The 23,081-nt window shown below is 37.0% G+C and carries 25 protein-coding genes and 2 pseudogenes; 26 read left to right on the top strand and 1 reads right to left on the bottom strand.

Annotated elements, in window-relative coordinates:
* Window positions 1-17: 17 nt before the first annotated feature.
* The 9 genes from AC4BC3_RS08690 to recN all read left to right on the top strand — a co-directional run bounded on the left by AC4BC3_RS08690 (window position 18) and on the right by recN (window position 7,353).
* The gene (locus tag AC4BC3_RS08690; RefSeq protein ID WP_206911032.1) at window positions 18-443 is read left to right on the top strand and encodes an Asp23/Gls24 family envelope stress response protein; all 426 of its coding nucleotides are present in this window, start codon (window positions 18-20) and stop codon (window positions 441-443) included.
* Window positions 436-885 carry a transcription antitermination factor NusB gene (gene nusB / locus AC4BC3_RS08685; protein ID WP_206911033.1) on the top strand — a complete coding sequence of 150 codons (450 nt, stop codon included), beginning with the start codon at window positions 436-438 and terminating at the stop codon, window positions 883-885. Before AC4BC3_RS08690 ends, nusB begins: the two co-directional genes overlap by 8 nt.
* A gap of 94 nt (window positions 886-979) precedes the next feature.
* Window positions 980-1,834 carry a bifunctional methylenetetrahydrofolate dehydrogenase/methenyltetrahydrofolate cyclohydrolase gene (locus tag AC4BC3_RS08680; protein ID WP_490466288.1) on the top strand — a complete coding sequence of 285 codons (855 nt, stop codon included), beginning with the start codon at window positions 980-982 and terminating at the stop codon, window positions 1,832-1,834.
* The gene (gene xseA / locus AC4BC3_RS08675; protein ID WP_490466287.1) at window positions 1,835-3,175 is read left to right on the top strand and encodes an exodeoxyribonuclease VII large subunit; all 1,341 of its coding nucleotides are present in this window, start codon (window positions 1,835-1,837) and stop codon (window positions 3,173-3,175) included.
* Between the two features lie 3 nt (window positions 3,176-3,178).
* Entirely contained in the window at window positions 3,179-3,403 is a 225-nt protein-coding gene (locus tag AC4BC3_RS08670; RefSeq protein ID WP_206911037.1) for an exodeoxyribonuclease VII small subunit, read from the top strand.
* Window positions 3,403-4,293 (top strand): polyprenyl synthetase family protein, encoded by an 891-nt coding sequence (locus AC4BC3_RS08665; protein WP_490466286.1) that lies wholly within the window; start codon window positions 3,403-3,405, stop codon window positions 4,291-4,293. The genes AC4BC3_RS08670 and AC4BC3_RS08665 overlap by 1 nt, the downstream gene beginning before the upstream one ends.
* 8 nt (window positions 4,294-4,301) lie before the next feature.
* Window positions 4,302-5,120 (top strand): TlyA family RNA methyltransferase, encoded by an 819-nt coding sequence (locus tag AC4BC3_RS08660; protein WP_490466285.1) that lies wholly within the window; start codon window positions 4,302-4,304, stop codon window positions 5,118-5,120.
* Window positions 5,121-5,201: 81 nt separating this feature from the next.
* Window positions 5,202-5,651, top strand: coding sequence for an arginine repressor (argR, locus tag AC4BC3_RS08655; RefSeq protein WP_067480526.1), 450 nt, complete (start codon window positions 5,202-5,204; stop codon window positions 5,649-5,651).
* A 16-nt stretch (window positions 5,652-5,667) separates the two neighbouring features.
* Complete coding sequence (recN, locus tag AC4BC3_RS08650) at window positions 5,668-7,353, top strand: DNA repair protein RecN (protein WP_206911042.1); 1,686 nt, start codon at window positions 5,668-5,670, stop codon at window positions 7,351-7,353.
* 46 nt (window positions 7,354-7,399) lie between these two features.
* Here the strand turns inward: recN and AC4BC3_RS08645 are convergent, their stop codons facing one another.
* Window positions 7,400-7,516, bottom strand: coding sequence for a DUF4044 domain-containing protein (locus AC4BC3_RS08645; RefSeq protein ID WP_067480532.1), 117 nt, complete (start codon window positions 7,514-7,516; stop codon window positions 7,400-7,402).
* A gap of 345 nt (window positions 7,517-7,861) precedes the next feature.
* Between AC4BC3_RS08645 and AC4BC3_RS08640 the strand changes: the two genes are divergently transcribed.
* The 17 genes and pseudogenes from AC4BC3_RS08640 (at window position 7,862) to AC4BC3_RS08560 (ending at window position 22,880) form a co-directional block, all read left to right on the top strand.
* Window positions 7,862-8,230: a DUF3397 domain-containing protein gene (locus AC4BC3_RS08640; RefSeq protein WP_206900049.1), complete on the top strand. Its 369-nt coding sequence runs from the start codon at window positions 7,862-7,864 to the stop codon at window positions 8,228-8,230.
* 166 nt (window positions 8,231-8,396) lie between these two features.
* Window positions 8,397-8,828, top strand: coding sequence for a division/cell wall cluster transcriptional repressor MraZ (mraZ, locus tag AC4BC3_RS08635; protein ID WP_206910434.1), 432 nt, complete (start codon window positions 8,397-8,399; stop codon window positions 8,826-8,828).
* A 19-nt stretch (window positions 8,829-8,847) separates the two neighbouring features.
* Window positions 8,848-9,810 carry a 16S rRNA (cytosine(1402)-N(4))-methyltransferase RsmH gene (rsmH, locus tag AC4BC3_RS08630; RefSeq protein WP_206900047.1) on the top strand — a complete coding sequence of 321 codons (963 nt, stop codon included), beginning with the start codon at window positions 8,848-8,850 and terminating at the stop codon, window positions 9,808-9,810.
* A 4-nt stretch (window positions 9,811-9,814) separates the two neighbouring features.
* Window positions 9,815-10,207 carry a cell division protein FtsL gene (gene ftsL / locus AC4BC3_RS08625; protein ID WP_206910433.1) on the top strand — a complete coding sequence of 131 codons (393 nt, stop codon included), beginning with the start codon at window positions 9,815-9,817 and terminating at the stop codon, window positions 10,205-10,207.
* The gene (locus AC4BC3_RS08620) at window positions 10,208-12,403 is read left to right on the top strand and encodes a penicillin-binding transpeptidase domain-containing protein (protein ID WP_490466284.1); all 2,196 of its coding nucleotides are present in this window, start codon (window positions 10,208-10,210) and stop codon (window positions 12,401-12,403) included. It abuts the gene before it with no gap.
* Window positions 12,404-12,428: 25 nt separating this feature from the next.
* Window positions 12,429-13,391, top strand: a complete 963-nt coding sequence (mraY, locus tag AC4BC3_RS08615) for a phospho-N-acetylmuramoyl-pentapeptide-transferase (protein WP_206910429.1) — start codon at window positions 12,429-12,431, stop codon at window positions 13,389-13,391.
* Window positions 13,392-13,404: 13 nt separating this feature from the next.
* Entirely contained in the window at window positions 13,405-14,766 is a 1,362-nt protein-coding gene (gene murD, locus AC4BC3_RS08610; protein ID WP_490466283.1) for a UDP-N-acetylmuramoyl-L-alanine--D-glutamate ligase, read from the top strand.
* A gap of 20 nt (window positions 14,767-14,786) precedes the next feature.
* The gene (gene murG / locus AC4BC3_RS08605; RefSeq protein ID WP_490466282.1) at window positions 14,787-15,878 is read left to right on the top strand and encodes an undecaprenyldiphospho-muramoylpentapeptide beta-N-acetylglucosaminyltransferase; all 1,092 of its coding nucleotides are present in this window, start codon (window positions 14,787-14,789) and stop codon (window positions 15,876-15,878) included.
* Between the two features lie 15 nt (window positions 15,879-15,893).
* Window positions 15,894-17,033: a cell division protein FtsQ/DivIB gene (locus AC4BC3_RS08600; protein WP_490466281.1), complete on the top strand. Its 1,140-nt coding sequence runs from the start codon at window positions 15,894-15,896 to the stop codon at window positions 17,031-17,033.
* A gap of 150 nt (window positions 17,034-17,183) precedes the next feature.
* Window positions 17,184-18,506 (top strand): cell division protein FtsA, encoded by a 1,323-nt coding sequence (ftsA, locus tag AC4BC3_RS08595; RefSeq protein ID WP_206910420.1) that lies wholly within the window; start codon window positions 17,184-17,186, stop codon window positions 18,504-18,506.
* A 22-nt stretch (window positions 18,507-18,528) separates the two neighbouring features.
* Entirely contained in the window at window positions 18,529-19,767 is a 1,239-nt protein-coding gene (gene ftsZ, locus AC4BC3_RS08590) for a cell division protein FtsZ (RefSeq protein WP_206910418.1), read from the top strand.
* A gap of 17 nt (window positions 19,768-19,784) precedes the next feature.
* Window positions 19,785-20,462, top strand: coding sequence for a YggS family pyridoxal phosphate-dependent enzyme (locus AC4BC3_RS08585; protein ID WP_490466280.1), 678 nt, complete (start codon window positions 19,785-19,787; stop codon window positions 20,460-20,462).
* 13 nt (window positions 20,463-20,475) lie between these two features.
* Window positions 20,476-20,572 (top strand): annotated as a pseudogene (locus AC4BC3_RS08580) (cell division protein SepF); the annotation flags it as partial.
* Between the two features lie 122 nt (window positions 20,573-20,694).
* Window positions 20,695-21,069 (top strand): annotated as a pseudogene (locus AC4BC3_RS08575) (cell division protein SepF); the annotation flags it as partial.
* A 20-nt stretch (window positions 21,070-21,089) separates the two neighbouring features.
* Entirely contained in the window at window positions 21,090-21,353 is a 264-nt protein-coding gene (locus AC4BC3_RS08570) for a YggT family protein (RefSeq protein ID WP_430733290.1), read from the top strand.
* Window positions 21,354-21,372: 19 nt separating this feature from the next.
* The gene (locus AC4BC3_RS08565; protein ID WP_067480574.1) at window positions 21,373-22,155 is read left to right on the top strand and encodes a YlmH family RNA-binding protein; all 783 of its coding nucleotides are present in this window, start codon (window positions 21,373-21,375) and stop codon (window positions 22,153-22,155) included.
* A 20-nt stretch (window positions 22,156-22,175) separates the two neighbouring features.
* A complete protein-coding gene (locus AC4BC3_RS08560; RefSeq protein WP_206910412.1) occupies window positions 22,176-22,880 on the top strand; it encodes a DivIVA domain-containing protein in 705 nt (234 codons plus the stop codon).
* Window positions 22,881-23,081 lie beyond the last annotated feature (201 nt).

The raw sequence follows: 23,081 nt of genomic DNA, 5'->3' as shown, positions 1-23,081 counted from the left end.
TAAAAGGAGGAAGAAAAATGGCAGATGAAAAAAATCTTGTCTTAAACGCAAATCAAGACTTAGGAGAAATTGTTATTGCTCCTGAAGTAATTGAAGTAATTATTGGGATTGCAGCATCTAAAGTAGAAGGTGTCTATGGCATGCGTGGTACTTTTGCTAGCAATGTGACTGAATTATTAGGTCGTGCAGCTCATGGTAAAGGTGTCTATCTTGCAAATGAAGAAGATGGCTTGAAAGTGGATATTTATTGCTATTTAGAATATGGAGTATCTGTTCCTAAAGTAGCGATGGATATGCAAGAGCGTGTAGTCCAACAAGTTTTATTTATGACAGACATTGCTTTAGCTGAAGTGAATGTTCACGTGGTAGCAGTGGTACCTGAAAAATTAGAACAACCCGTACTGGAAGAACTTTTTGAAGACGATGAGGACGAAAATGAATAAAGAAATATCGAGACATAAGATTCGTGAAATGGCGTTGCAAGCACTGTTTCCACTAGATTTCAATGCAGATTTAACAAAAGAAGACGCAATCATGCATGCCATTGAGTTAGATCAGCGTGACTTGATCAATGAAGAAGAATCGGAGTTTGTTCCGGTTTATCTGGACACACTAGTTGGTGGTGTGTGTGCGAAGAAAGATGAATTAGATCAAACGATTGAAAAACATTTGAAAAATAATTGGCGTATCAATCGAATTTCAAAAATGGATTTAGTGATTTTGCGTATTGCAATTTTTGAAATGAAATATGTGACAGATGTGCCTGCTCCAGTTGCCTTAAATGAAGCAATAGAGTTAACGAAAACATTTAGTGACGATCGTTCACGTAAATTCGTAAACGGCGTATTATCCAATATTTTAAATGAAATGGAAGCTGGGGCATAGGCCCTAGCTTTTTTTTGAGAAATAAAAATCATTGTTATTGGGTAATCAAATTATATGGTAGAATAAAAAGACAAAAAGTTCAGGGAGTGGTTATATGGCAGTCACAATCAATGGAAAAGAATTAGCAGAAAAAATGCAAACAGAAATTGCCGAAAAAGTGCATGAACTCAATGAAGTTGGTATCCATCCTGGCCTAGTCGTTTTATTAGTGGGAGAAAACCAAGCGAGTCAAGTTTATGTTCGAAATAAAGAACGTGTTGCAAAAGAAATTGGTATCCACTCAAAAGTAGAACGTTATCCAGAAACCATTTCTGAAGAAGAATTACTTTTAGAAATTGAAAAATATAATCAAGATCCATTGTTCCATGGAATCTTAGTACAATTACCTTTACCAAAACATATCAACGAAGAAAAAGTATTATTGGCAATCCAACCTGAAAAAGATGTCGATGGCTTCCATCCGATGAACCTTGGACGTTTATTTGCTGGTGATCCAGATATGATCCCCTGCACACCATATGGGATCATGAAAATGTTTGAAGCTTATTCAATTGATCCTGCTGGAAAGCGTGCAGTAGTGATTGGGCGCAGCAATATTGTTGGTAAACCAATGGGGCAGCTATTATTGATGGCAGATGCGACAGTCACCATTGCGCATTCAAAAACAAAAGACTTACCAGCGCTTGCTCGCGAAGCGGATATTTTAGTTGTTGCGATTGGACGCGGTCATTTTGTAACAAAAGAATTTATTAAACCTGGGGCAGTAGTGATTGATGTAGGGATGAATCGAAATGAAGCAGGCAAGCTAATTGGAGATGTCAAATTTGATGAAGTTGAGCCGTTAGCAAGCTATATTACGCCAGTACCTCGAGGGGTTGGACCCATGACGATCACGATGCTGATGTATCAAACAGTTAAGTCTGCCAAAGCTTTTGGAGCAGGTGAATAAATGGCACAAGAATATTTAACAGTAACCTCGTTGACTAAATATCTAAAAAGAAAGTTTGATTTAGATCCTTATTTGGAACGAGTATATCTGACTGGTGAAATTTCTAACTTTCGCCTGCGGGCAAACGCACATCAATACTTCAGCTTGAAAGACGATCATGCAAAAATCTCGGCAATTATGTTTAAAGGCGCGTTTCAAAAACTGAAATTTCAACCAAAGGAAGGAATGAAAGTTCTCGTTGTCGGTCGAATTTCACTTTATGAAGCTGGTGGCTCTTATCAAATCTATGTGGAGCATATGGAACCAGATGGTATCGGTGCGTTGTATCAAGCGTTAGAAGAAAGAAAAGATAAGTTGATGAAAGAAGGTCTGTTCCAAGGACCAAAAAAACCATTACCGCGTTTTCCTAAACGAATTGCTGTCCTAACTAGTCCTAGTGGTGCAGTTATTCGAGATATCATTACGACGGTAAAGAGGCGTTATCCAATTGCTCAGTTAGTATTGTTTCCTACTGTGGTTCAAGGAAACCAAGCAGCAGACGATGTGGTGAAAAATATTGGACGAGTGGAAGCTCTGGGGAATTTTGATACGATGATTATTGGCCGGGGCGGGGGATCGATTGAAGATCTTTGGCCTTTTAATGAAGAACGGGTTGCTAGGGCAATCTATGCGGCAAATACGCCAATTATCTCTTCTGTCGGACACGAAACAGATACAACAATTGCTGACTTAGTTGCGGATGTGCGTGCTGCTACACCAACGGCAGCGGCTGAATTAGCGGTGCCGGTATTATCAGAAGTTTTGTTGAAAATCAATGAACGCCAAGCCCGTTTAGAGCAGGCTTTTTCGCGTCAAATCCAAACGAAGCAACAACGTTTTGAACATTTGAAGCAGTCTTATGTCTTCAGGCAACCAGAACGACTATATGAGGGACAAACGATTAAGTTAGACCACTTCAAGCAACGGTTACAACAAGCTGCACAACAAGTGTATTATGAAAAGGAAAAGCAAGTTATTTCTCTTAATCACCAACTCGAACAGGTAGCTCCTGATTATCGGATAAAAACAGCTAAACAAGAAACAGATTATCTACAGCAACGTTTGAAAGAAAAAATGGAACAATATATGCAACAACAAAAAAATCATTTTCAAACAGCTGTTCAATTACTTGATTTACTAAGTCCGCTGAAAATCATGGGGCGAGGGTATAGCTATACGACATTACCTACTAATCAAGTAGCTAAGAGTGTGACAGAGGTCCAACAAGGAGAACTACTGACTGTTCACTATCAAGATGGGCGAGTTATTACAAAAGTCCAAGAAATCGAAGAAGGAGAATAACCGATGGAAAATCCAACATTTGAAGAATCATTGCAAGAATTAGAAAAAATCGTCGTACAATTAGAACAAGGCGATGTCCCACTGGAAAAAGCATTGGATGCATTTAAACGCGGGATGGAGCTAAGTAAGCAATGTCAAGATACATTAGCAAAAGCAGAAGAAACTTTGACTAAAATGATGACTGAAACAGAGGAAGAAGTCGTTTTTGGTGAGAGCGAGGAAGCTTGATGCAATTAACCAAATTTACAGCAACTAATTTGCCGATAGTTGAACAAGAAATCACCCAATTTTTAATGGAATATACAAGTGATGAAACGCTGAAAGAAAGTATGCTTTATTCGATTAATGCTGGTGGGAAGCGAATTAGACCATTACTGCTTTTAGCAGCAATAAATTCTTTTGGCGAAACATTGACCACTCCGATGTATCAAGTAGCAGGTGCTCTTGAAATGGTCCATACGTATTCATTGATCCATGATGATCTACCTGCAATGGATAATGATGATCTACGTAGAGGAAAACCAACAAACCATAAAATTTTTGGTGAAGCAATTGCTATTTTGGCTGGCGATGGCCTGTTGACGGGTGCCTTTCAATTGATTAGTTTGACACAACTAGAACCTTCGAAAAAATTATTGCTTATTCAACAATTGGCAAGTAGTAGTGGAGCTCAAGGAATGGTTGCTGGACAAACGGCAGATATTTTAGGTGAAAAGCAAGAATTGACTATAGACGAACTTGCCTTTGTCCATGAACGAAAAACGGGTCGTTTGATTCGTTATGCGTTGTTAGCAGGTGGTGTTTTAGCCAATCAACCTGAAGAAGTTCTACTTTGTTTACAAAAATTGGCTGGACATCTTGGCCTTGCTTTTCAAATACGGGATGATTTATTAGATGTGGTGAGCACAACCGAAAAATTAGGTAAAACTGCTGGCAAGGATGCGCAAGAAGGAAAAAATACGTATCCACGTTTGTTAGGAATTGAAAAAACGTATGAAGCTTTAGCAAACGAAATCCAACAAGCAAAGGAATTAGTTACACAGTTGGAAAAAGATGTTTTAGTGTTTGATGGTGATCTGCTACGTCAATTAATTAAACAATTTGATATAGAGAAATGAGGAAAAAAATGGAAAAAGAACGTGTAGACGTTTTAGCCGTTAAACAAGGACTATTTGAAACCAGAGAACAAGCAAAACGCTCGGTTATGGCTGGTTTGATTTATAACGAAAAAAATGAACGTTTTGACAAACCGGGGGAAAAGATTCCTGTTACGAATGAACTGAAAATCAAGGGGAAAAAATTGCCCTATGTTTCTCGTGGGGGCCTTAAGCTAGAAAAAGCGTTAAAAGTTTTTGACCTGACTGTTCAAGATAAAGTGTTATTAGATATTGGTGCTTCTACAGGAGGATTCACTGATGCAGCGTTACAAAACGGGGCAAAGATGAGCTATGCCTTAGATGTTGGCTACAATCAACTTGCTTGGAAAATTCGTCAAGATCCACGAGTAGTTGTGATGGAACGTGTTAACTTCCGCTATTCAAAACCAGAAGACTTCGAACAAGGTGTACCAGAGGTAGCAGTGATTGATGTATCTTTTATTTCACTCAAACTAATGTTGCCACCGTTACATGCGATTTTGGCAGATCACGGAGAAGTAGTTACGTTGATCAAACCTCAATTTGAAGCTGGGAGAGAAGCAGTAGGGAAAAATGGGATTGTCCGGAATGCTCAGACACATCAAAAAGTAATAGAAGATACCTTAGCTTTTGCAATGGAGAGTGGCTATGATGTCTTAGAATTGAGTTTTTCACCAATTACAGGTGGCGAAGGAAATATTGAATTTCTAGCACATCTCCAAAAAGTTTCTGGTAAAGGAACTATGAGCCCGACAATTGATATTTCAGCAGTTGTCACCAATGCGCATGAACAATTTGAACAAAAGTAAGCGGTTTGCAGATTTCTTCTTTCTTAAGCCGAAAAAATAAGCTATCATTAACAAGAAGAATGAGCTAAGGAGCGAAAAGCAATGAGAAAAAAAGATCGACACCGTTTGATTACTCGATTATTGAGCGAGCGTGATATCCGGAAACAAGAAGAGTTTGTCGAAATTTTGAAAAACAAAGGAATTTCTGTAACTCAAGCCACAATTTCTCGGGATATTAAAGAACTAAAGTTGATTAAAGTTCCCGCTTCTGATGGTGGCTACCGGTATAGTTTGCCAGCAGAAACAAGCGAAGATGTTCAAACAAAATTAGAAAAAATTTTAAAAGATGCTTTTGTCGCAGTGGATCAAATGGAAAAATTTGTTATTTTGAAAACTTTACCTGGAAATGCTTCTGCAGCAGCGAATCTAATTGATAAATGTTACAAGAAGGAACTGTTTTCGATTATCAATGATGATGACAATGTTTTGATGATTACACGTACAGAAGAAGATGCAGTCTCATTAAAAAAAGATTTCTTACATTACTTGTAATTAAGGGGTGATTGCTGTGTTACAAGAAATTAGTATTACCAACTTTGCAATTATTCCGGAGTTGCAATTGTCTTTTCACGAAGGGATGACGGCACTGACTGGTGAAACGGGAGCTGGAAAATCAATCATTATTGATGCTTTAGGATTACTAGCAGGTGGTCGTGGTTCAAGTGATTATATTCGTCAGGGCGCAGACAAGTGTATTCTTGAAGGACTGTTCGAGTTACCTAAACAGCCAGGTTTTTCTGATCTAATGGAAGAGTTAGGAATTGAATCAGATGAGGATAACTTAATTGTTCGACGAGATATGGCATTGACAGGAAAAAATATTTGTCGTGTCAATGGACACATTGTGACTTTGGCGAATTTGCGACGAATTGGTGCTTTTTTAGTTGATATTCAAGGACAAAATGAACATCAGGAATTGTTGCAACCTGAATCACATCTAATCTTACTGGATCAGTTTGGTGATGCAGCTTTCCAACAAAAGAAAAAATTATATCAAAAATTATATCGAAATTATCGAACGTTAGAAGCAAAAGTTCGTAAAGTTCAACAAAATGAGAAGTCTTTTGTTCAACGGATGGACATGCTTCACTTTCAGCAAGAAGAGATTGCAGCAGCTAAACTTCAATTAGGTGAAGAAGAGCGATTGGTTGAAGAGCGTGACAAATTAAGTAATTATCAGAAAATCGTAGATAGCTTGAACGCTGGATATAGTGCGCTAGATAATGGTGAGCAAAGTAGCGTTGACGGTATTGGACGAGCGGTTTCAGAAATGCAGGGGATTGCGCATTTAGATCCAGAGTATGAAGCGATTTTTGATAATATTCAAAATGCTTACTATCTGTTACAAGATGCAGTAGGAGATATGAGTCGCCAAATTGATCATTTGGAACTTGATGACAATCGTTTGGAAGAGGTAAATCAACGATTAGAAGTAATCCGTCAATTGAAACGAAAATATGGCGAGTCGATTGAAGCTATCTTGTCTTACTATGAGGAAATTACCAAAGAGTTAGGTGACTCTGATTTTTCTGAGGGTCAGTTAGAGAAAATGAAAAAAGAACTCGAAGAAAAGACAACAGAACTTCATCAGCAAGCGATGATTCTGCGTGAGCAACGACAAAAAATTGCTAAAGAACTTGAGGCGTCAATTTTACAAGAACTAAAAGGGTTGTACATGGAAAACACAGAATTTGAAGTTCGTTTTACACAAGAAGAAACAATTTTTGACCAAAATGGATTTGATCAAGTTGAATTTTACATAACGACAAATCCTGGTGAACCATTAAAACCTTTAGTAAAAGTTGCTTCTGGAGGAGAATTATCGCGAATGCTATTAGCGTTAAAAACGATTTTTTCTTCGGAACAAGGTGTGACAAGTATTATTTTTGACGAAGTGGATACTGGCGTCAGTGGTCGAGTTGCGCAAGCAATTGCAGATAAAATTGCCCAAATATCAAAGTACTCTCAAGTTTTGTGTATCACACATCTTCCACAAGTTGCCGCAGTTGCGGATTACCAATACTACATTGTGAAAGATGTTATTGCGGGTCGAACACAAACTTCAGTTTCAGAGCTTGCTGAACCACAAAGGATTGAAGAAATTGCTCGGATGTTAGCTGGAAGTGAAATTACGCCATTAACGATTGAGCATGCGAAAGAGTTATTGAAAATGGCAAAAAAAAATCACAATTAAAAAAGCGTTGGCTATCTCTTAGAAATAAGAGATAGCCAACGCTTTTTTATAGTACGCTCATGACAGCGGTTAGTACGACTGAACCAACAGTTAAAATTAACATTGTCCAAATGACTACTTTTGTTACTTTAGAAAAAGTACTTGTTTGCTTTTTATTATTCATCGCGTTCATCCTTAAGTTAGATTCATTAGCAATAGTGTACAACCTTTTATGTTTTTGTTCAAGTTACGAAGTAAATTTCTTCATATTAAAAATAAAATATTTAAGAATGTCTTTTTTAAAACGGTGGTTCAGACTGAAAAATTATGATAAGCTCTTTTTTAGATGTTGTTTAATGACCGCTGTCAAATGATTAGCTAGTTGTCTAAAAACAATCTGACTGTAATAAACAAGAAACAAAAGTGGTCATCTAAAAATGATAATCACAATAAATTAAATAAAATGAAATAGTTGTGTAAAGTATTTGCAGTATACTTAGAGCAATTAGAAAGAAGGAGTTTTCATCACATGGGTACTTTTACGCCAATAGTCTTATTTTGGTATATCTTTCCGGCAATCGTTTTATTTGGTTGCCAATTTTTAGTGCGAATCTTTGCATTAAATCGCCGCTTTAATTTAAAAGCTCCTGATTTGGCTATCCCATTCCTATGGGGAGGAATGCATGAACTTTCAAGAAATATGGGAACCATTTCGGTTTTACCCTTTTTTATTATTTCTGTATTACTTTTAGGAATTTGTATTGCAGTTTTTCAGGCATACTATTATGAAGAAATTGTTTATTCTCGTTATCTGAAAATGACGTGGCGGTTAACTTTTTTATTAACGATCATTTTGTATTTAGTGCTCATTGTGTTTAACATTGTGAGTTATTTATAACGTCAAAAAAGCTGTGAAGAGTCTTTTAAAAGATTTTTCACAGCTTGATTTTTTAAAAAATAGTTAATGTAAAAAAAGTTCGTCTCAGATTTTCCAGAAAAGGTGGTAGAAAGTGGGGGATTGTGGTAGACTAATTTTAGTTAGTGGAGGAATGGGGGTAGTTTCAATGTTTATGGGCGAATATCGGCATAATATTGATACAAAAGGTCGTCTGATCGTGCCTTCAAAACTTCGTGACGAGCTTGGTGAAAAGTTCGTACTAACTCGTGGTTTAGATGGCTGTCTTTTTGGCTATCCATTGAGCGAGTGGGAAAACTTAGAAGATAAGCTTAGCGAAATGCCGTTGACCAAAAAAGATGCACGTACTTTTGTGCGGTTTTTTTACTCGGCTGCCACTGAATGCGAACTTGATAAACAAGGTCGTATCAACATTCCCAGCACTTTGAGAAGTCATGCAAGTTTAGAAAAGGAATGCGTAGTGATTGGTGTTTCAAATCGAATCGAAATTTGGGACGAAACACGTTGGCAAACATTTTCTGATGAAGCTGAAAGTAACTTCGATGAGATTGCTGAAAATATGATTGATTTTGGACTATAGAATAGGAAGAGGCTGACCAATGACTGAGACATTTCAACACTATACAGTCATGTTGAAGGAAACCGTAGATGGTTTGAATGTTAAACCAAATGGAATTTATGTAGACTGTACTTTAGGCGGTGCCGGACATAGTGAATATTTACTAAGCCAATTGAACACCGATGGGCATCTTTATGCTTTTGATCAGGATCAAAAGGCAATTGATCATGCAAAACAACGGTTAGCGCCATATGTTGAAAAAGGAATGGTTACTTTTATCAAAGCCAATTTTAGAGAGTTAGAACTCCAGTTGGCTGAACGAGAAGTGACAGAAGTCGATGGAATCTTGTATGACTTAGGTGTTTCTTCACCTCAATTAGATGAGGCAGAACGTGGGTTTAGCTACCACCAAGATGCACCATTAGATATGCGGATGGATCAGTCAGCACCAATTTCTGCTTTTAATGTTATCAATGAATATTCTTATCAAGAACTGGTAAAAATTTTCTTTCGTTATGGTGAAGAAAAATTTTCGAAACAAATCGCTCGTGAAATCGAGCGAGTACGAAAAGAAAAACCAATCGAAACAACTGGTGAATTAGTTGAAATCATCAAACGTGTGATTCCAGCTCCTGCTAGAAGAAAAGGTGGCCATCCTGCAAAAAGAATTTTCCAAGCAGTACGAATTGCGGTAAATGATGAACTTGGAGCAGAGGAAACTTCTTTGGAACAAGCAATCAAACTATTGAAATTAAATGGTCGAATCAGTGCGATTACGTTCCATTCATTAGAAGATCGAATTGTTAAAAGCTTATTTAAGGAATACAGTACAGTGAAAGATCTACCACCGGGATTACCGGTTGTTCCTGATGAGTTTCAACCAGAACTAAAAGTAATCACCAGAAAGCCAATTCTTCCATCTGAAGAAGAATTAGCTGAAAATAATCGTTCACGTAGTGCAAAACTGCGAATTGCGGAAAAAATACGAGTGAAAGAGGAGTAGAACAATGGCAGAACTAAAGAGAGCACATGAATATCCATATGATTTCCCTGACATGGTGGATCAAGCTGAACAACTGCCAGATTCTAATCAAGAGATTGTTCTACCTCAATCACCAGCTAGACGGTTGAAACGAATCTCTAATTTAGAAAAATTAGTTATCAGTGGCCTGATTGTTGCGTTAATTTCTTTGTCTGTCTTAACAATTATGTTAAGAACTAATATTAGCGGTGCAGAGCAAGCTATTACTTCAATTCAAGCGGATATTACTGAAAAGAAAACAGAAAAAACAACTTTAGAACAAGAAAAGAATGAACTTTCGCGTACAGAACGCGTAAAACAAATCGCAGAAGAAAAAGGATTGTCCATTAATGATGACAATTTAAGGAAAGTGAAGTAAATGAGTCTTAAAAATAAATTTCGGCGGTTTATGGAAAAGAAAAATCAAAATCCGATGAACAATCGCAAAAAAGTAGGTATCATTTTATTTGCTACGAGTATTGGGTTGTTCTTTTTATTTGCCGTCCGTTTCTCGTACATTATAATAGGTGGTCATGTGGCTGGTACTTCGTTATCTGAAAAAACAGAACAACTTTACAGAGGTAGTGAAGTTGTGCAGGCGAAACGGGGCACAATTTATGACCGAAATGGTGTTGCAATTGCTGAAGATGCGACCTCTTATTCCATCAAAGCGATTCTTTCAAAAACATATACATCTGAAAATAAAAAACTTTATGCTCAAGAAAAAGATTTTAATAAAATCGCAACAATTTTAAGTGATAATTTATCAATTAAGAAAAGTGCGGCACTTAAAATTTTGAAAAATGGAGCAGATAATGAGCTATATCAAGTTGAATTTGGAAATTACGGACAGAATATCACTCAGGAAACAAAGCAGACGATTGAGGCACAAATGAAAGAGGCAGGGTTAGCTGGTCTTTACTTTGATGCTCACAAATCGCGTATGTATCCAAATGGTATCTTTTCTTCCCATTTTATCGGATTTGCAATTCCTAATAAAGAAGGCGATGGGTTAGTCGGTAGTTTGGGGCTAGAATCAGCTTATAATGACATTTTAACTGGGAAAGACGGGAAGATTGTTTATCAAAAAGATAAATATCAAAACCCTTTACCAGGAACTGTTGCTGATGAGGTTGCTTCTAAAGATGGGCAAGATATCTACACCACTCTAGATAGTAGATTACAAAGTTATTTAGAAACATTGATGGATCAAGTTAATCAAGAATACCAACCTGAAGAGCTGACTGCTGTTTTAATGGAAGCAAAAACTGGTGAAATCGTAGCAATGGGTCAACGTCCAACCTTTAACCCTGAAACAATGGAGGGATTGAAAGACGAAAATGCTGTTTGGCGTAATTTCTTAGTTCAAGATCGTTATGAGCCTGGTTCGACAATGAAAGTCTTTACCACTGCTGCGGCTATTGAGGAAGGCGAATATAACGAAAACGAAACATTTGTTTCTGGAAAAATCGATGTAGCAGATGCAACCATCAACGACCATGACTTTGGAGAAAAAGGTGTATTGACGATGCGTCAAGCTCTTTCTTGGTCAAGTAACGTTGGGATGGTTATTTTAGAACAAAGACTAGGTGGACGTTGGTATAACTATCTTCAAAAACTTGGCTTTGGTCAAAGTACTCACTCTGGATTAGATGATGAAAACGCAGGTACATTACCAACAGAAAATATTGTTGACCGTGCAATGAGTGCATATGGACAAGCAATTGGTGTAACTAACTTCCAAATGATGAAGGCATTTTCTTCAATTGCTAACAATGGAACGATGCTTCAACCTAGATTCATCAGTAAAATCGTTGATCCACAAACAGGAGAAGAGCGAACAACTCAAACAGAAGTATTAGGACAACCTTATTCAAAAGAAACAACAGAAAAAGTACGTGAATATATGCGTGATGTTGTTGAAAGTGAAAATTATGGAAGTGCCTATGGCGTTTATTCCGTACCAGGATATAATGTATCAGCAAAAACTGGTACAGCACAAATTGCCTCTGATTCTGGCGGTTATCAAGTAGGAGATACTTCTTATCTTTATTCAATCGTTGAAATGGTTCCTTCAGAAGATCCTGAATACGTTCTTTATTTAACAATGAAACATCCAAAAACTTACGATCGAATGGCCTTGGCAAAAATTGCTAACCCGTTGATGAAACGAGCAATGGACTTCAAAGAAACAGAAGGCGAGACTAAAGAAAAGACAGATCAGACAGAAAAAGTAGTGGTTGCTGATTACCGCAATTTAGATTCAGACGTTGCTGCAGCCGACGCACAAAAAAGTGGCTTACAGCCAGTAGTGATTGGTAATGGAAAGAAAGTTATCAAACAATCAACTTTCAACGGTGATAAACTCATTTTGGGAGAAAAATTGATTCTACAAACAGGTGGCGATGAGCTAATGCCCGATGTTACTGGTTGGTCAAAAGCTGATATCATGAAATTAGGCAAAATTCTTGGCATCGAAGTTACTTTTGATGGTGATGGCTATTGCACCAAGCAAAGTCTTGCACCGTATGAAAAAATTACAGATAAAAAATTACACTTTACTTTAAAAGAGTAAGAAAAGAAATAGGAGAGAAAAAAGCATGGAATGGACACAAGCATTAATCCCCATTGTGAGTAGCTGTGCAATGACAGTTGCAGTAATGCCATTGTTTATTGGTTACTTTCAAATGAAAAAACAAGGACAGGCGATTCGTGAAGAAGGACCTAAATGGCATAATATCAAGGCCGGGACTCCAACAATGGGTGGCTTAGTGTTCCTGATTGCAGCAATTTTAACTGGTATTTGGGTAGGAGCGTGGCAAAATCAGCTAACACCAATACTTTTTATATTGTTATTCGTTCTAGCGTTATATGGTGCGATTGGGTTTTTAGATGATTTTATTAAAGTTTTTAAAAAAAGAAATATGGGATTAAATTCCATACAAAAATTGATTGGTCAAATTATTGGTGGGGTAGCTTTTTATCTTGTTTATCGTTCAGAAGGGTATCCAGGTGTACTTAACTTTTTTGGATTAGAAATCAGTTTAGGGATTTTCTATGGTTTATTCGCGATTTTCTGGTTAGTTGGTTTTTCAAATGCAGTCAATTTAACAGATGGAATTGATGGTTTAGTTGCAGGATTAGGAACAATTTCTTTTGCAACATATGCTCTTATTGCTTGGCATCAAAATCAACTAGATGTTTTGATTATTTGCTTAAGTGTTGTTGGCGGTCTGATTGGTTTCTTTGCTTACAATCACAAACCTGCGAAAATTTTTATGGGGGATGTGGGTTCTTTAGCCTTAGGTGGTTTGTTAGCAGCAATCTCAATGATGCTAAATCAAGAATGGACGTTGTTATTAGTTGGCTTGATTTATGTTATGGAAACAGCAAGTGTAATGTTACAAGTAACTTCATTTAAGTTAACCGGGAAACGAATTTTCAAAATGTCACCAATTCATCACCACTTTGAAATGAGTGGTTGGTCCGAATGGAAAATTGATACTGTTTTTTGGTTAGTTAGTGTAGCAACTTCACTCATTACATTATGGCTTGTTTGGTAGGAGATGACAGAAAATGAAAAAAATCACAACATATGAAAATAAAAAAGTTCTAGTCTTAGGACTTGCAAAAAGCGGATTTAGTGCGGCCAAATTGTTACATGAATTGGGCGCACTTGTCACCGTTAATGACGGAAAACCTTTCGATGAAAATCCAGATGCACAAGATTTATTAGCTTTAGGAATTAAAGTGGTTACAGGAAGTCACCCAATTGAACTATTAGATGAAGATTTTTCTGTAATGGTAAAAAATCCTGGCATTCCATATAACCATCCATTGGTAGCGAAGGCACAAGAAATGGGTATTCCGGTAATTACGGAAGTTGAGTTAGCTTACGAGGTAGCGGAATGTCCAATTATTGGTATCACTGGAACGAATGGAAAAACAACAACAACAACAATGACAGGATTATTGTTAAATGCAGGAGAAAGTAAAGGAATGGCTCGCCTAGCTGGAAATATTGGCTATCCAGCAAGCAGTGTAGCCCAGGAAGCACAAGCAGACGATAAAATCGTTATGGAATTGTCAAGTTTCCAATTAATGGGCATTACAGATTTTCATCCTAATATAGCAGTTATTACAAATATTTATGAAGCTCATATCGACTATCATGGAACACGTGAAGAGTATGTAAAAGCAAAATGGGAAATTCAAAAAAATATGACAACGGAAGATTATCTAATTTTGAATTGGAACCAAGAAGAACTACGAATGTTGGCTCAAACAACTCAAGCACAGGTCCTTCCTTTTTCAACAACAGAAGTGCTAGAACAAGGTGCATATTGTGCAGATGGTATCATTTACTATAATCAAGAAAAAATTATGGATGCTTCAGATTTGGGTGTTCCTGGCGCGCACAACATTGAAAATGCTTTGGCGGCAATTACGGTTGCTAAACTATATGATGTCTCGACAGAAGCAATTAAGCAAACACTACATTTGTTCCATGGTGTACCTCATCGTACCCAATATGTAGGAGAAATCCATGGAAGAAAATTTTATAATGATTCTAAAGCAACAAATATCTTAGCAACGGAAATGGCACTAAGTGGTTTTGTTCCAGAAAAAATGATTTTATTAGCTGGTGGATTGGATCGAGGCAATAGTTTTGATGAACTAGTTCCTTCTCTTAAAAATCTAAAAGCATTGATTGCGTTTGGTGAAACGAAAAATAAACTAGTTAAAGCTGGTCAAAAGGCTGGTATTCAAGTGATTGAAATAACAGAAAATGTTGAGACAGCTGTGCCACTTGCATTAGAGTTAAGCGCTGAAGGGGACGTTGTTTTGTTATCTCCAGCTAATGCAAGTTGGGATCAATATCCTAACTTCGAGATTCGTGGTGTACGCTTCATGGAAGCTGTCAATAAATTAAAATAGAAAAGAAACGAGCGATAAAAATGAAAATTTTGGTTACAGGCGGCGGAACAGGTGGTCATATCTATCCAGCATTAGCCTTTGTTAATTATGTGAAGTCTCAAGATCAAGATGCTGAGTTTATGTATGTCGGGGCAAATCGAGGATTAGAAAATAAAATTGTTCCAGAGACTGGTATTCCTTTTCATACTTTAGAAATTCAAGGATTCAAACGAAAATTGTCATTTGATAATGTTAAAACAATCCAACTCTTTTTGAAAAGTATTCGCCAAGCAAAAAAAATCTTGAAAGATTTTCAACCAGATGTGGTGATTGGAACAGGTGGATATGTTTCAGGTGCTGTTGTATATGCTGCGGCAAAGTTGAACATTCCAACAATCATTCATGAACAAAATAGCGTTCCAGGAATTACGAACAAATTTCTTAGTCGTTATGTCAATAAGATCGCTCTTTCTTTCCAAGATGCAGCACAGTTTTTTCCAGAAGAAAAATCAAGTTTGATTGGTAATCCCCGAGCACAAGAAGTTGCTGATACACCAAAATCGTCTATTTTAGCCGATTTTGGATTAGCGACAGACAAAAAAACGGTTCTGATTTTTGGCGGAAGCCAAGGCGCTCTGAAGTTAAATGAAGCAGTAATGGATTTTCTACAAAATTTTGATGATGATAGTTATCAAGTACTATATGCTTCGGGTGATCGTTACTATGAACAAATAAAAAATCAAGTCGATGTTACCAAGCAAAACAATGTTAGTATCCAGCCATATATTCGACAAATGGCTGAAGTGATGGCAAATAGTGATTTACTTGTAGGAAGAGCTGGGGCAACTTCTATTGCTGAATTTACAGCACTAGGATTACCAGCAATATTGATTCCAAGCCCTTACGTTACCAATGACCATCAAACGAAGAATGCGCAAAGTTTAGTGAACGCAGGTGCCGCAAAAATGATTGCAGATAGTGAGTTAACAGGAGAATCTTTAGAAAAAGCAATCACTGCAATCATGAAAAATGAAACTGTGCAGCAACAAATGTCCAAAGCTTCAAAAGAACAAGGAATGCCTGATGCATCTGAGCGTTTATATGAACTAGTTCAAACTGTTATTAAAAAGTAAAAGGTGGTGGTCTTAGTGAGTAAAAAGAAAGAACCAAATGATTTACCGAAATCATCTGATAACCAGGATGAATTAACTCCGTGGCAAAAGGCCAACCAAAAATATTTAGCTGAACATCACAAAAAAGAAAACGATCTTCGCAATCATTCAGATGATTCTGATGAGAATCAAGAAAAACAGTTAGAAGCTTCGTCCGACAAGGTTGAGGTGGATGAACTTCCAGCATTTTTAAGAGAACCAGAAGAATCAAATAAACAGACAGGACCATATAACGGTTCCTTCTTAAATCGATTGCCTAATTTAAAAAACCAGCGCAACAAAGTTTTGACGCGTAGATTATCATTGATTATTACGATCTTAGGAATCCCATTGTTATTTTTGATTTATTATATTTCTCCGTATAGTAAGCTAGAAGCAGTCGCAGTAACCGGAAATGAGCTCATTCCTAGTGAAACGGTCATTACTGAATCAAAATTAAGGATTGGCGACAATTTGTGGACACAATATTGGGACAAGGATCGATACGTCAAAGAATTGAAAACCGAACAGCCTCGAGTGAAAACAGCAAAAATCAGTTTCCATTCGATTAATCAATTTGAATTAGCTATCACAGAATATAAAGATATTGCACTGATTGCTACGGAAAACAAATATTATCCAGTACTTGAGAATGGCATTGTTTTAGATCAAAAAGTGGATAATCCGACAAAAAATTTACCGATTCTTGAAGGATTTAAAAGTGATGCAAAAATCAAGGCATTGGTAAAGCAATATAATCAACTTTCTGCCGAACTACAAAAAGCTATTTCAGAGATCAAGTATGCACCTACAGAAAGTAATGAAAACTTACTTCAGATGAATATGAACGATGGTAATCAAGTACTTGTGAATATTACGAATCTAGCTAGCCAAATGAAATATTATCCACAAGTTGCCAAAGAAATGAAAGAAAATGGTGTGATTGATATGGAGGTTGGAATTTTTTCTTATCCATACTCAAATAGTGAAGAAGAGCAAGCAGAAACCTCTACTGATGAAAAAGGAACTCAAAATACTGATACATCAACAGAAATAGAGTCCGGAGAGTCAAGTGAGTCCAGCCAACAAGCTGATGAGTCAACACCATCTTCCAGCAGTTCAATCGAAAATCAATAAAACAACCTTAAAAAGTGATAATCTACTTTCTAAAAACTATAAATTTATGGTAGAATTGAAAGCAGTGAATATCTATAATATAGTATATTTAAAAACGAACGTTAGTTGTTCGCTTGTATATGGAATAGTAAGTAGGAGGGAATCCCATTCATGGCAAAAACAGGAATGTATGTAGGCCTTGATATTGGAACGACATCTGTTAAAGTTGTCGTGGCTGAATATATCGACAGCCAAATGAATATTATTGGAGTAGGAAACGCAAAATCAGAAGGGATTAACCGCGGCATCATCGTTGATATTGAAAAAACAGTTCAAGCGATTCAACGTGCAGTTCGACAAGCAGAAGAAAAAGCAGGCATTCAAATCAAGGGTGTCAGCGTAGGGTTACCTGCAAATATGCTTGAAGTCGAAAATTGCCAAGGAATGATTGCAGTAAATGGGGATTCAAAAGAAATCACCGATGAAGATGTCAGAAATGTGGCTTCAGCTGCCCTTGTTCGTTCAATTCCTCCTGAACGTCAGATCGTGTCAATTTTGCCACAAGACTTTACTGTAGATGGTTTTGAAGGGATTAGAGATCCTCGAGGAATGATCGGTGTGCGATTAGAAATGTTTGGTCTATTATTTACTGGACCAAAAACAATTGTTCATAATATCAGAAAATGTGTCGAAAAAGCAGGTCTAATTGTCAACGAACTAGTCATCACACCGTTAGCTTTAACGGAAACGATTCTTTCTGATGGGGAAAAAGATTTTGGAACGATTGTTATTGATATGGGTGGTGGCCAAACTACAACGGCTGTTATGCATGACAAACAATTGAAATTTACAAACACAGATCAAGAAGGTGGCGAATTTGCCACTAAAGATATCTCTATCGTTTTGAATACTTCCTTCAACAATGCAGAAGCATTAAAAATCAATTATGGTGATGCATATCCAGAAAGAACGTCAGAAAACGAAGAATTTCCTGTGGATGTAATTGGACAATCAGAACCTGTGAAAGTTGATGAACGTTATCTATCAGAAGTAATTTCAGCTCGTATGGAACAGATATTTAATAAAGCAAAAGATGCTTTGGATCAAATTGAAGCGTTGGAATTACCTGGTGGTATCATATTAACAGGTGGTGCGGCTAGCTTGCCAGGCGTGGTTGAACTAGCACAAGAAATTTTTGGTGTTAACGTAAAACTGTATGTTCCTAATCATATGGGACTAAGAAATCCAGTCTTTACAAACGTCATTAGTATTGTTGATTACTCAGCAAACTTAAGCGAGGTATATCAACTTGCTAAATCAGCAGTTACTGGCGAAACAGCTGTTCAGCATGTATCAGTTACTGAACATGAAGCACCTTCTTATGACTCTTATGAATCAGCTGAAGAAGTAACTTATGAAGAACCAGAAGAAAAAAAATCTGGTGAAAACGTAACAAGTAAAATCAAAGGTTTCTTTACAAATATTTTTGATTAATTCATCCTGGGAGGAATAAAACATGGAATTCTCAATTGATAATAATATCAATGACGGCGCAGTTATCAAAGTCATCGGTGTCGGTGGCGGCGGTGGTAATGCTGTAAACCGTATGATTGAAGAAAACGTAAAAGGTGTTGAGTTCATCACAGCCAACACAGACGTTCAAGCATTAAAAAATTCAAAGGCTGAAACTGTTATCCAGTTAGGCCCTAAATATACACGTGGTCTTGGTGCTGGTTCTCAACCAGAAGTTGGCCAAAAAGCTGCTGAAGAAAGTGAACAATCATTGCGCGAAGCTTTAGATGGCGCAGATATGATTTTTATCACTGCTGGAATGGGCGGCGGGACTGGTACAGGTGCTGCACCAATCGTAGCAGGAATTGCCAAAGAATTAGGCGCTTTGACAGTGGGTGTTGTTACACGACCATTTACTTTTGAAGGACCTAAACGAGGACGTTTTGCTGCTGAAGGTATCGCTCGTTTGAAAGAAAATGTTGATACATTATTGATTATTTCAAACAATCGTTTACTTGAAGTTGTTGATAAAAAGACTCCGATGCTTGAAGCATTCCGTGAAGCAGATAATGTTTTACGACAAGGAGTTCAAGGTATCTCTGATTTAATCACTGCACCAGGTTATGTCAATTTAGACTTTGCTGATGTTAAAACAGTGATGGAAAACCAAGGAACTGCACTAATGGGAATTGGTGTTGCTAGCGGTGAAGAACGTGTTGTCGAAGCAACGAAGAAAGCTATTTCTTCTCCACTTCTTGAAACATCCATCGATGGAGCAGAACAAGTATTGTTGAACATTACTGGTGGTCTAGACATGACTTTATTTGAAGCGCAAGATGCTTCTGATATTGTTGCTAATGCTGCTACAGGTGATGTAAACATTATCTTGGGTACATCAATTAATGAAGAATTGGGCGATGAAATCCGCGTAACGGTTATTGCAACAGGTATTGATGAGTCAAAAAAGGAGCGTAAGTCTAGCCGTCCAGCTAGACAACAAATGCAATCACAAACTCAAAAACCTATCTTAGATATGGACCAAGCAAAACCGACTTCGACTGAAGATGAAAACAGCTTTGGTGACTGGGATATCAGACGTGAACAAAATGTTCGTCCTAAAGTTGAAGAATCAAATTTTGATCATGTTGAAAAAAAAGATTTTGATACATTCAGCCGTGAAGAAACAAAAGCGAATGACGATGACGAATTAAATACGCCACCGTTCTTCCGTCGTAAGCGATAAAGGAGAGGAAAGAGCACATGATTGCTGACAACTTGCAAGAAATTGAGCAAGAAATTCAGGATTCGTGTGCTCTTGTTCATCGAAATCCGAAAGAAGTTCAATTAGTTGCTGTAACAAAATCAGTTGATTCAGATACAACCAAACAACTTGTTGAAGCGGGGGTTTTGCATTGTGCAGAAAACCGTGTGGACAAATTATTACAGAAGAAGCAAGATTTAGTTAATTTTCCTGAAATAAAATGGCATTTGATTGGTAATTTACAGCGTAGGAAGGTAAAATTGATTGTAAATGAAATTGATTATTTTCATGCGCTGGATAGTTTGAAATTAGCAGAAGAAATTCAAAAGAGGGTTCAGAAAGAATTGGCTTGTTTTATTGAGGTAAATGTATCAGGTGAGGAGTCCAAACATGGAATTGCGCCCGATGAGTTACTTTCATTTGTTGATTCTTTAGGTAATTATTCAAAAATCAAGGTCATTGGCTTGATGACTATGGCCCCAAAAGATGCTTCTGTTGAACAAATCCACAAAGTATTTGGAACACTTGAAGACTTACGTAACCTTGTTCATCAGCAAGGATTTACTCATGCACCGTGTGAAGAATTAAGTATGGGAATGAGTCAAGATTTTCCTATTGCGATACAAGAAGGAGCAACGTTTATCCGTGTAGGTACAGCACTATTCAAGGACAAATAAGGGAGGAAGAGTCATGCCACTTTTAAATAGAGGAGCAATTGCTAATTTTTTCGGATTAGCCGATGAAGAAGAGTACGAGTATCCAGATTTTCCTGAAACAAAAAAACAAACGGTGACTCAGTCACAAACACAAAAAACACTAAAGCCAACAGTTAACAAATCAACACGTGAGGCGACTCAAACAGTTACCAATCAATCGCAGTACGCGACACGTGAGGAAAAACCAACTGTTGAGCAAAAGAAAGTAATTGAGCTTCGTCAAGCTCCAACACGACCAGTAAAACAAGAAGAAAAAGTTGCTCGTCAATCTTATGAACCTAAAACCAATTTGGCAAATAAAATTACAGTGATGGAACCACGTGCGTATTCAGAAGCAATGATGATTGCAAAAAAAATCATTGCTGGTGAAGCAACATTAGTGAACTTTCATTTAGTAGAAGAAAAACAAGCGCGTCGCATTGTTGATTTCTTAACTGGAACAGTTTACGCATTGGATGGAGATATCAAACGGGTTGGCGATGAAATTTTTCTTTGTACACCAACTGGCATGGAAATTGATAGTTCAACTGCTCAAACATTCGCAGATGCAAATATTTTTGATCTGTAAGAGGAGGAAGGACCATTTTAATTTATCGTTTGCTTAATTTACTTAATGATGCAGTTTATCTATATACTATTTTATTAGTTATTTATGCGTTGTTATCTTGGTTTCCTGGCGGGTATCAATCGGCTTTTGGGAAATTTTTATCGAGAATCTGTGAACCTTATCTTAGCTTGTTTGATCGATTAAACTTACGTTTTGGACCAATCGATCTTACAATCATGGTGGCAGTTATCGTTTTGAATCTAGCTAGTCAAGGACTAACGATGATTATTGTTTCACTTTTATAGTTTTTAGGAGGTGAGTATCATGGATGAAAATATCTACCAACATTTTCGAACGGAAGAACGAACTTTTATTGATTCGGTGGGTGATTGGATTGAACAAGTACAAAGTCAATACGCACCGTACTTAACTGATTTCTTAGATCCAAGACAAGCCTATATTTTGGAAACTTTGATTCGGCAAGACAGTGAGTTACGTTTCACGTTTTATGGTGGGTATGAACAAGCAGAGAGAAAGCGATGCTTGATTTATCCAGAGTATTACGAACCTACTGAAGACGATTTTGAAGTGAGCTTGTACGAGGTACACTATCCAAGTAAGTTTGCTAGCTTAAGCCATGGAAAGATATTAGGTACTTTGGTAGGTACCGGCATTAAGCGTGCTTATTTTGGAGATATTATTTCTGATGGTGAACGATGGCAAATCTTTGTTGCAAGAGAGATTGAACACTTTGTTGTTGCCCAAATAACGAAAATTGGAAAAGTAACGGCTCGTTTAGAACCAATTGCTTATACAGAAATGTTATTGCCAAAAGATAGTTGGACACAAGAAAGAGGAACAGTTACTTCGATGCGGCTTGATAGCGTCATTTCAGAAATCTATAATATTTCTAGACAAAGGTCGAAACAATTGATTGAATCTGGTAAAGTGAAAGTGAACTGGACGGAAAATACACGACCAGATTTTATTCTTGAATTATTAGATATTGTTTCGATTCGTGGTTATGGACGAATCCAGATTCAAGAGCTTGAGGGAAAAACAAAAAAAGAAAAATATAGGGTATTATTTGGTGTATTACGCAAATAAAACAAAGAGGTGGTTTATTCATGGCTTTAACTCCATTAGATATTCAAAATAAAACATTCCCAACGAAAATGCGTGGGTATAATCAAGATGAAGTAGATGATTTTCTAGATTTAGTTGTTCGCGACTACGAGGAAGCAACAACTAAAAATCGCGAATTAGAAAAAGCAATTAAACATTCTGAAGAAAAATTAGAGTACTTCAATGAATTAAAAGATGCATTGAATCAATCGATTATTGTTGCACAGGACACAGCTGATAAAGTAAAAACAAGTGCAAGCAAAGAATCAGAAGTAATTGTGACATCTGCTCAAAATAAAGCAGATGAATTAGTTGCTAACGCTGAAAAACGTGCACACCAACTAACAACAGATGCAGAAGAAAAAGCACGTCAAATCTTAACAGATGCAACTGAAAAAGCAAAACAACTTGCAACAGAAACAGAAGATTTGAAAAAACGCACACGTGTCTTCCATCAACGTATTAGTTTGATGTTAGAATCACAATTAGAACAAGTTAAGAGTCCTGAGTGGGATGAAATTTTACAACCATTCTCAAGTTATGTAAATGACAGTCATGAAGTAATCAAAGAAGTTTTGGCAAAACAACTTGACAATGAAAATAATCCTGTTGTAAACTCAGAACCAGAAACATTAGAATCTCCAGCAGTTCAAACATTTGATACGAGAGAAATTGATCTCTCTGTTATTGCTGACAAAAACGAGTAGAACAGAAAAGCACTTTGAATTCTTTTTAGCGAGCCAATGGTAGTGTGAGTTTGGCAAGACCCTCCAAAGTGAAAGATCCTCTACATTAATTATTTCTGAAATAAAAGTAAGAAGTAACGGCTGACCTCGTTATTGGTCTCGAAGAAGTTATGCTTTTTGTAACTTAAATTTGGGTGGTACCACGGCATGTTCGTCCCTTTG

This window comes from Enterococcus sp. AAFC-DPL-6103 (genome assembly GCF_058216595.1).
This window is presented reverse-complemented; position numbering and strand designations above follow the sequence as displayed.

Excerpts from the sequence above, each read along its gene's own strand:
- AC4BC3_RS08690 (WP_206911032.1), top strand. The coding sequence starts at position 18 with ATGGCAGATGAAAAAAATCTTGTCTTAAACGCAAATCAAGACTTAGGA.
- nusB (WP_206911033.1), top strand. The coding sequence starts at position 436 with ATGAATAAAGAAATATCGAGACATAAGATTCGTGAAATGGCGTTGCAA.
- AC4BC3_RS08680 (WP_490466288.1), top strand. The coding sequence starts at position 980 with ATGGCAGTCACAATCAATGGAAAAGAATTAGCAGAAAAAATGCAAACA.
- xseA (WP_490466287.1), top strand. The coding sequence starts at position 1,835 with ATGGCACAAGAATATTTAACAGTAACCTCGTTGACTAAATATCTAAAA.
- AC4BC3_RS08670 (WP_206911037.1), top strand. The coding sequence starts at position 3,179 with ATGGAAAATCCAACATTTGAAGAATCATTGCAAGAATTAGAAAAAATC.
- AC4BC3_RS08665 (WP_490466286.1), top strand. The coding sequence starts at position 3,403 with ATGCAATTAACCAAATTTACAGCAACTAATTTGCCGATAGTTGAACAA.
- AC4BC3_RS08660 (WP_490466285.1), top strand. The coding sequence starts at position 4,302 with ATGGAAAAAGAACGTGTAGACGTTTTAGCCGTTAAACAAGGACTATTT.
- argR (WP_067480526.1), top strand. The coding sequence starts at position 5,202 with ATGAGAAAAAAAGATCGACACCGTTTGATTACTCGATTATTGAGCGAG.
- AC4BC3_RS08645 (WP_067480532.1), bottom strand. The coding sequence starts at position 7,516 with ATGAATAATAAAAAGCAAACAAGTACTTTTTCTAAAGTAACAAAAGTA.
- AC4BC3_RS08640 (WP_206900049.1), top strand. The coding sequence starts at position 7,862 with ATGGGTACTTTTACGCCAATAGTCTTATTTTGGTATATCTTTCCGGCA.
- mraZ (WP_206910434.1), top strand. The coding sequence starts at position 8,397 with ATGTTTATGGGCGAATATCGGCATAATATTGATACAAAAGGTCGTCTG.
- rsmH (WP_206900047.1), top strand. The coding sequence starts at position 8,848 with ATGACTGAGACATTTCAACACTATACAGTCATGTTGAAGGAAACCGTA.
- ftsL (WP_206910433.1), top strand. The coding sequence starts at position 9,815 with ATGGCAGAACTAAAGAGAGCACATGAATATCCATATGATTTCCCTGAC.
- AC4BC3_RS08620 (WP_490466284.1), top strand. The coding sequence starts at position 10,208 with ATGAGTCTTAAAAATAAATTTCGGCGGTTTATGGAAAAGAAAAATCAA.
- mraY (WP_206910429.1), top strand. The coding sequence starts at position 12,429 with ATGGAATGGACACAAGCATTAATCCCCATTGTGAGTAGCTGTGCAATG.
- murD (WP_490466283.1), top strand. The coding sequence starts at position 13,405 with ATGAAAAAAATCACAACATATGAAAATAAAAAAGTTCTAGTCTTAGGA.
- murG (WP_490466282.1), top strand. The coding sequence starts at position 14,787 with ATGAAAATTTTGGTTACAGGCGGCGGAACAGGTGGTCATATCTATCCA.
- ftsA (WP_206910420.1), top strand. The coding sequence starts at position 17,184 with ATGGCAAAAACAGGAATGTATGTAGGCCTTGATATTGGAACGACATCT.
- ftsZ (WP_206910418.1), top strand. The coding sequence starts at position 18,529 with ATGGAATTCTCAATTGATAATAATATCAATGACGGCGCAGTTATCAAA.
- AC4BC3_RS08585 (WP_490466280.1), top strand. The coding sequence starts at position 19,785 with ATGATTGCTGACAACTTGCAAGAAATTGAGCAAGAAATTCAGGATTCG.
- AC4BC3_RS08565 (WP_067480574.1), top strand. The coding sequence starts at position 21,373 with ATGGATGAAAATATCTACCAACATTTTCGAACGGAAGAACGAACTTTT.
- AC4BC3_RS08560 (WP_206910412.1), top strand. The coding sequence starts at position 22,176 with ATGGCTTTAACTCCATTAGATATTCAAAATAAAACATTCCCAACGAAA.